The 6,818-nt window shown below is 30.7% G+C and carries 4 protein-coding genes; 1 reads left to right on the forward strand and 3 read right to left on the reverse strand.

Features of this window, described 5'->3' with window-relative positions; translation table 11 throughout:
• Nucleotides 1–68: 68 nt before the first annotated feature.
• From ACVC08_RS06210 to ACVC08_RS06220, 3 genes are read right to left on the reverse strand one after another with little or no spacing between them, the layout of a single operon-like run.
• Nucleotides 69–1,124 (reverse strand): nucleoid-associated protein, encoded by a 1,056-nt coding sequence (locus tag ACVC08_RS06210; protein ID WP_452601413.1) that lies wholly within the window; start codon nt 1,122–1,124, stop codon nt 69–71.
• Nucleotides 1,125–1,178: 54 nt separating this feature from the next.
• Nucleotides 1,179–3,623 carry a DUF3352 domain-containing protein gene (locus ACVC08_RS06215; protein WP_452601414.1) on the reverse strand — a complete coding sequence of 815 codons (2,445 nt, stop codon included), beginning with the start codon at nt 3,621–3,623 and terminating at the stop codon, nt 1,179–1,181.
• 53 nt (nt 3,624–3,676) lie between these two features.
• Nucleotides 3,677–4,276, reverse strand: coding sequence for a ribonuclease HII (locus ACVC08_RS06220; protein WP_452597638.1), 600 nt, complete (start codon nt 4,274–4,276; stop codon nt 3,677–3,679).
• A gap of 180 nt (nt 4,277–4,456) precedes the next feature.
• Here ACVC08_RS06220 and ACVC08_RS06225 point away from each other — a divergent pair, with 180 nt between their 5' ends.
• On the forward strand, nt 4,457–6,439 hold the full coding sequence (locus ACVC08_RS06225) for a putative porin (protein WP_452601415.1): 1,983 nt from the start codon (nt 4,457–4,459) through the stop codon (nt 6,437–6,439).
• The last annotated feature ends 379 nt before the right edge of the window (nt 6,440–6,818 follow it).

The following is a 6,818-nucleotide window of genomic DNA, read 5'->3' on the forward strand; positions in this document are numbered from 1 at the left end:
ATAACAAACGAGAGTGTATTTGTTATGAGCCTTAATACTATTTAGTATAATAGAATAAACGCCTTCTTTTACTGCCCTTCCTCGTTAAAAAACACCTTGTAATAGAACATTTTTTTCTCTTCATCGTATCCTTTTTCTAAATGTTCACTTGCGGCATCTGGCGCATCAATATCTAATTTTATTTGTATATGAGTATCTAGCTTAATATCGGTTTTAATCTTTTTCTTTTCCTTATTAACAACAGCTTCAGCTAAATCAAACTGATTGCGTAATACAACATTTAATTCTTTCTCGTAGTCCTTTTTATAATCCTCGAACATTTGGATGTGTTTCTCCTCTTCAAAAACCTCTTCCTTAAAATTCTCAACATTTATTGTTTCATTATCCTTAAAATAATCAATAGTTTTTGCTAAAAAAATATTACGCTCTTGCTCACCATAACTAGACTTTAAAACATCTGTAGAAAACTCTTTACATAAATCTAGATAGTTATGCGTATGGTTATTCATATCATCAGCATACTTAATATTTAAAAAATGATCGGTCCAATATTGCGCATCGTAATTATTATTATCCGCACTAAAAATAATATTACCTTCCATGTCGGTCTGGTTTAAAATTAAACAAGCCTTATCCACTTTTTTAGAACTAATACCATTTTGTACAAATACATCATAACTACCACCCTCTAAAAAAGTTTGAAAAAACTTAATCTTACTTTCAATTTTAAAAATACCAACAGCATTGGTTACCATATCTCGGTATTCTATACCTTCAAACATAGCAATTAAAACATCACCAGTTTTTATTTGTGCAGAGTTAGACTGCTCAAACAAATGCTTCACAATATTCTTAGAAGTTTCTACAAAAGTATCTTCATCCTCTTTAAACAACTGTCTAGCATATGCATTAATTTCATTAAGCTCTACGTTAGAGTGGTGATTAAAACGGAAACTCTGCACAACAGATCCAAAAGGACGTAATAAAAAAGGCAACATTAAATTATAACTTTCCTCATCAAACTGTACTTCCTGTTCAGAAAAGGCATTTTTAGTATCGTTATGTTTATTACCAACCTTATGAATTATAAATTTTGAAATACTGGCGTTAGTACGTTTTATCATTTTTTTTATATGCTTTTATTGTAAAGTGCAATAGTATAAAATACCATGCAAAATTTAATTAATCTCGTAAACTAAAATGGAGTTACTTTCACCTTTAGTAACAAACTCTAAACTTCTGTCTTTATCTATGTTGTTTAAGTCAATAGAAGAGTTACCATAAACAGGGAAATTAGCAATAGATTTTGCTTGACTATCAAATAATAATACTTTTTGCGATTGTAAATCGGTAACCGAAACATATATTTTATCGTTAATATAAAAAAGTTTTGGTTCGCTATACGTTGCAAAATCTAAATCTATAGTTCTTCCTTTTATACTTAGTTTATTATCGCTTAGAGTTACTAATGTTTTAGAGGTCGCAGTAATGTTATGCCCTTCTGAAAGCTGTAACGGTGTTGTTTTTACATTACCAGACTGGTCAATAGAAACCAAATTACCATCAGTTGTTGTAGTTGTAAAAGTGTTTTTGTAATTATAAATAGGCTCTTTAGAGTATTTTAGTTGGTTTTTAACAGTAACTCTAGCAGTACCGCGTCTGCTCAAAATGTTTAACTTGTTATCAGTTTTTATTAAAATAAAATCTTTGCTGCCCATTCGTATATGTTGAGGCTGCGAGTTAATAGTAGCATCAGCACTTTTAAATTTAAACCCTTTAACCGATTTTCCTTTAGCATCATATAATAATACAGATTTTCCTTGTGTAACAAATAATCGGTAATTTTTATTCCTATCATAATCAAAAACCGAAAGCGGTTGTGTAATAATATCATTAAACTCTAGCGGGTACCCAGTAACATCCTTACCATCTCTACTAATTAAATACACCCGATTAGGTGTTGCAAAAGCTAACTGTAAACGCCCATTTTTGTAAATGTCTATTTGCTTAATAGCCCCTAAAATAGGACCGTTTAATTGGCGTTTCCATAGAATACTACCAGTATTAGAAATTAAATAAAGCTTATGGTTAACATCTTGCACAACAATATCTTTCCCGCGAGTACGATGGTTAGTTACAAAATGAGGTGTGTTTAATACGTTAGCATCTAATTTAATATTTAAAACTTCAGTAACAGCGTTACTAACAGCTTTAGATTTGTTCTTTTTAATAACAGCATTAAAGTGTGCATAATTAGTATCGTAAATAAACTGAAGCGCAGAAGATTTGTACGATTTTAAAGACGCTTCAATAGCTACATTTAGGTTAGTCTCTAAAATTTGTTTTAAAGAAGCAGCGTTAGTAACATACAAAATAGAAGCAGCACTACTTAAATTAGAAATAGACGATTTATAATACCCTCGAGAAGCAAGAGTTGTTTTATTCTGGTAATTAGCTATAATATTCTGTATAGCATCCAAGCTATTAGCAAAAACAAAAAACTGATCGATAACACAATAAAACTGAGCGTTATCAAAAGACACTAAAGGAGCAAACACATCCTTAAAAAACGAAGGCATACTAAAACTATAAATAGGAATTTGCCTATAATTATCAACACTATTTTGTTCGCTTAATAAAGCATCTTTAGTGCTAATAACATCTATAGAATTTAAAACAATAGCAGTATTATTATTCTCGAAAATAGTACCAACCTCAATAATATTATCAAACAATGGTATAGAAATACTATAAGAAGCGTTAGAGTTAAAAGCATCTAAATTATTTTTAAAAACAGAAAAAGTGTCAAACGTAAAACTTAAAAAACCATCGCTATTAGAAGGTGCAATTTTAGCCAATTCATTTTCTTGAGGAATAGTGTTTTTAAAAACGTTTATAAGACTATTGGTAGAATCTGTAGCTTTTGTAATACCATTTAAAACCATTTGGTCTTGCGTAATTTCAGTATCAAAAGCAAGATAATTGGTAAAATCAGAAAAAGGTAAAACATCAGAATTAAAAAGAGAAGTAATAAAATTGTTTTTAGTAGCATTAATCACAACCGATAAATGATTACTTCTATTAGTGGTGTTTAGTAATTTATCTACTACGGTTTTATTCTCACTTTTCTCAGAAGAACTTAAAACAGAAGCTAAAGCATTTACATTAGAGCTACCAACCAGAATACTATCCTTAATAGAAGTAAATAAAATCGAGTTATTATAAGTAATACGTTTTGCGGCATACTTACCAGCAGTAGCATCTACAATAGTTACATTAGGAATAGAGTCTGTATTAAAAACATCGGCAGTAAACTTAGTAGCAAAAACATATTGTAAACTATCATTATCATCTTTTAATAATGAAATAATAGTAGAATTTGTAGTATTTAAATACTCCAAACCCGAAAGCATGCCTGTTAGCTTTTTATAAGCAGGAGTAGGAGCGACAGCATTAATTAAATCACTATTATTTAAATTACTCGCTAAGCTTTCAATCGTGTTGGTATTAAGAATAACAGAAGCATCTTCCGAAATAAAATCATAAATAGAAGCATTTTTGTTTTCAGTATTACAACTAATTAATAAAAAAGAAAGCAAAAAACAGAACCAAAGGTATTTCATTATATCAATATAAGATTTCGGTAAAAATACCCATTTGTTTTAGTAAGTAAAAACTAAAAATTTAATTTTAATTGTTCAGGCAGAAGTTTAAAGCTTTTTCTGTGATATTTAGTAGCGCCATACTTTCTAATGGCATCACGATGTTCTTTAGTTGGATAACCTTTATTTTTTTTCCAATTGTACATAGGGAACTCTTCATGAATTTTATTCATGTAATCATCCCTGTATGTTTTTGCTAAAACAGAAGCAGCAGCAATGCTCATAAACTTACTATCACCTTTAATAATAGTCTCATAAGGAATAGTATTTAAAGGCTTAAACCTATTACCATCCACAATAATAAATTCGGGAGTAGGAGTTAACTTTAAAATAGAACGCTGCATCGCAATAATAGAAGCATTCAAAATGTTTATAGAATCAATCTCTTCCTCATAAACATGAGTAAAAGCAAAAGTAAGCGCATTAGCCTCAATAATAGGCCTTAAAAGCTCTCGCTTCTTTTCGGTAAGCTGCTTAGAATCGTTAAGAATACTATTCTCAAAAGTTAGAGGTAAAATAACAGCAGCAGCAGTAACAGGCCCCGCCAAACAACCACGACCAGCCTCATCAGTACCACACTCTAAAATAGTACCAGAAAAATTTAATTTTAGCATTTATATAAATCTTAACACTATAGTTATATAAAATAGTGTAATTATGTGTTAATAGATAAAGATTAAGAGAGTTCATTACTGTAAAATGAAAAACCCTTTAAGATATTTCCTATTTTTGGCAAAAATTCCAAATAAATATAAAACCCGTTTTTATATTTAAGGTTTAAAAATAAATATGATTTGAAGAATAAAATAATTTTAGTAGTCTTTTTATTAAGTTTCTCTATAACAGCCGGTGCACAAGAAATAAAAGACCCAGCATTGAGAACACAAAACGGATCTGTAAACCAAGGCATAGGAACAATAAACGATACAGTACAACGTAGAGGAGGGAAAAGTACGAGCAATAAAAATATAAAAAATAAAGACGCTAAAATAACCGACTACCTAATAATATCTCATGCAAACGATACAACACATGTAGATACAACCCTAACAATAAAAAAAGAATACAAATATAACTACCTAAGAAAAGATAATTTCGAGTTAATGCCATTCTCTAACTTAGGGCAAACATATAACACCCTAAGTTATAATTTTGAAGATACAAGCCTAATGCCAAGGTTTGGAGCAAGAGCTAGACATTTCAATTTCATGGAAGCCAAAGATATAAACTACTACCATGTACCAACACCATTAACAGACCTTTTCTACAAAACAGCTTTTTCCCAAGGGCAATTAATAGATGCCTTCTTTACAGTAAATACCACTAAGCAATTTAATCTGTCTGCCGCCTATAAAGGACTGCGATCATTAGGAATATACCAACACATACTAACAAGTACAGGTAATTTTAGATTCACCAGTAGTTACAAAACAAAAAACAAACGCTATATAGCAAATGCGCACTTCGTATCTCAAGATTTACTAAATCAGGAAAACGGAGGATTAACCGATGAAAGCGTTGCTTTTTTCGAATCAGGAGACGACGAATTTAAAGACCGTGGCGTGTTAGAAGTAAATTTCGAAGACGCAGAAAATGTATTAAAAGGAAAGCGGTTCTATTTAAATCACACCTATGCAATAATTAATCAAAACGATTCAGTAGCAAAAAACAATTTAAACGTAAAGCATATTATGCTATTTAAAGACAAAAGCTTTACATTCGATCAAACAACGGCAAATACCTTTTTGGGAAACGCCTTCCAATCCACACTATTAAGAGACCGTGTAACATTAGAAGAATTACATAATCAAGTACAATTAAACTACTCAAACAACATAATAGGAGATTTACAATTCAATGCAAGCCATAACAATTACAATTACGGCTACAATAAAATAGTAATCCTAAACGGTAGCACAATAACTAACCGGCTAAAAGGAGACGTTGTTGCAGTAGGCGGAAAATATAAAAAGCAAATAGGCGGTTTTCTAATACAAGGAGAACTAGGAATAAATGTAGCGGGAGACTTAGAAGGTAACTATGCAAAAGGAGAAGCAGCCTATCAAATAACAGACGATATTAAGTTGGAGGCACAAATAAACCATAGTTCCAAAGCACCAAATTACAACACACAGTTAAATCAAAGTGCATATATAAACTACAATTGGCAAAATAATTTTAATAATGTACAAATACAACAATTAGCCTTTAATCTAACATCAAAAAAAATAGCAAATATAACAGTAGATGCATCTACAATAAACGATTACGTCTATTTTGGTAAAGATGAAACAGGAGCAGTAAAACCGTTTCAAAACGATAAGTCAATAACCTATTTGCGAGTAAAAGCAAATAAAGAAATAAAGTATAGAAACTTTGCATTAAACAATACAGTAATGTATCAAAATGTAAAAGACGACAACAACACATTAAACGTCCCAGAAATAATAACACGTAATACACTATACTATTCAAATCATGTCTTTAAAAAAGCAATGTATTTACAAACAGGAATAACATTCAATTACTTTACAGAATATAACATGAATAGTTACGATCCCCTTTTAGCAGAATTCTACACACAGAACGATGTAAAATTAGGAGGATTTCCAAGATTAGACTTTTTTATAAATGCAAAAGTACGTCAAACCCGTATCTACTTAAAAGCAGAACACATTAATGCAGCCTTTACAGGATACAAATATTATTCTGCACCAAACACACCATACAGGGATTTCGCAGTACGATTTGGATTAGTGTGGAATTTCTTTCTATAGAAGCTTTTTCTATGGCGTTCCCTAATTACAAAGCAAGAAAAGCTTAGTAATAAGGTCGGGCTTTCATTACTCGCTCTTTTCAAGGAGCTCAAACAAGCCATTCAATCCCTAACGCAAGAGAGCATTAAACAAAAGAGAAAAAGATAAAGATTGAAGAAATCAATAAGCAAAAACAAGAGGGAAGCATAACTTTAAAAGCAGAGATAAAAAAAAGACAAGGCCCTTAAAAAATAGATACCCCCCCCACAAGAGTAAAAACCAACCAAAAACGCGTATATATAATAAGGACAAGAAGAGAAAAAACACTCCTTAAAAAAACTAAAAAAAAAGAGTGTATAACCCCTTAAAATTAAGGCTGTTAAAAACTAATTTAAAATAA

Source organism: Pontimicrobium sp. MEBiC06410 (assembly GCF_053601615.1).

What these genes read in the sequence shown, in the direction of transcription:
- ACVC08_RS06210 (WP_452601413.1), bottom strand. Translation starts at nt 1,124, where the DNA reads ATGATAAAACGTACTAACGCCAGTATTTCAAAATTTATAATTCATAAG.
- ACVC08_RS06215 (WP_452601414.1), bottom strand. Translation starts at nt 3,623, where the DNA reads ATGAAATACCTTTGGTTCTGTTTTTTGCTTTCTTTTTTATTAATTAGT.
- ACVC08_RS06220 (WP_452597638.1), bottom strand. Translation starts at nt 4,276, where the DNA reads ATGCTAAAATTAAATTTTTCTGGTACTATTTTAGAGTGTGGTACTGAT.